Origin of the sequence: Neisseria sp. HMSC074B07, from assembly GCF_001810355.1 — a bacterium.
Lineage (GTDB): Bacteria > Pseudomonadota > Gammaproteobacteria > Burkholderiales > Neisseriaceae > Neisseria.
On record NZ_KV800865.1, the window covers coordinates 1 to 1,204 of the forward strand.

2 protein-coding genes are annotated in these 1,204 nt (G+C 33.2%); both read left to right on the forward strand.

Translation table 11 applies throughout. The features are described 5' to 3' along the window. On the forward strand, positions 1 to 575 hold a 575-nt coding region (locus HMPREF2726_RS14555), incomplete at its 5' end, for an RHS repeat-associated core domain-containing protein (protein WP_148132441.1). Then, a complete protein-coding gene (locus HMPREF2726_RS00010; RefSeq protein WP_070498966.1) occupies positions 569 to 1,036 on the forward strand; it encodes a hypothetical protein in 468 nt (155 codons plus the stop codon). The genes HMPREF2726_RS14555 and HMPREF2726_RS00010, both read left to right, overlap by 7 nt. The last annotated feature ends 168 nt before the right edge of the window (positions 1,037 to 1,204 follow it).

Sequence of the window (1,204 nt, forward strand, 5' to 3'; positions counted from 1 at the left end):
TAACGGATAGCGCATACCAACCCTTCCGCCTGCAGAACCAGTATTGTGACCGCGAGACGGGGCTGCACTACAACTTCTTCAGGTATTATGAGCCTGATGCGGGGCGGTTTGTGAATCAGGATCCAATTGGGTTAAATGGTGGAGATAATATTTATTTATTCTCCCCTAACATACAAAGCTGGATAGATCCATTAGGACTATTATCATGGAATACTGCTAGAAAACAATTTTGGAAAGCAGAAGCAAAAAAAGAAAGGGACCGTATAGCTAAAGAAAAAGCTAAAAATCCTGGTTCAAGTCCAAAATGTAAATATTCTGAACGTAATTTAAAAAGGATGGAGAAAGGTAAAGCACCACGAATAAAAGTTAGAATTCGAACAAGAAGAGGAATTGAAGAACGCAATGTGTCATTAGAACTACATCACACTTACTTACCACAAAGATTAGGTTCAAATAAAGCTCATGAAGCTTGGAACTTATCTATTGCAACACCATGGGCTCATGCCGCAATGGACCCATTCCGACACACAGGTAGTGTATTATTAAAAATTTTGAAAGGAACCAGCACATGGTAACAGGATTAGAAATCAAAAATTTAATTCAATCTCATGAATACAAAAGGTTATTAGATAAGGCTGAACATGAATATGGAATTAAAATTTATGACAATGACGAAAGTATTTCACAAGAATGTAATTCTGTTGCTAATGAAATTAATAAATCAGGATTAACACCTGAGTTAATATTAGATTTTATTATTGAAAACGATAAATTAGTTTTTAATTTCTCAAAATTAAAAATATCAAAATTGTCAGAAGATTACTGTGACTTTGAGGAAGATGAAGAAGATAGTGATGATATTATATTAATTGGTCAGGCTAAGACTTTCCTCATTGTAAACTCTATAGAAATTTTACTATTGAGAAAATCAGAAAAAGATTTAATAAATTTTTTGAAAGCAATTAAGATTCCTTCTTATAAAAAATATGCAAAAGAGTTATTTGAATTTTACCAAGAGAGCCTAAAGATATATTAAAACTTTTACTACTCTATCTGTATTTTGATATCTTTTTATATCTCCTGACAAGCATAGACTGTGTTAAACCCCAACAGTGTAGTAAGGTCGTCTGAAAATTTTCAGACGACCTCCCTTTTATATGTCCCTAAAAAAGCGAACAGATTTGGTTCAGCAAGAATCCGGACG

Coding starts and splice junctions, on each gene's coding strand:
- HMPREF2726_RS00010 (WP_070498966.1), top strand. CDS start 569: ATGGTAACAGGATTAGAAATCAAAAATTTAATTCAATCTCATGAATAC.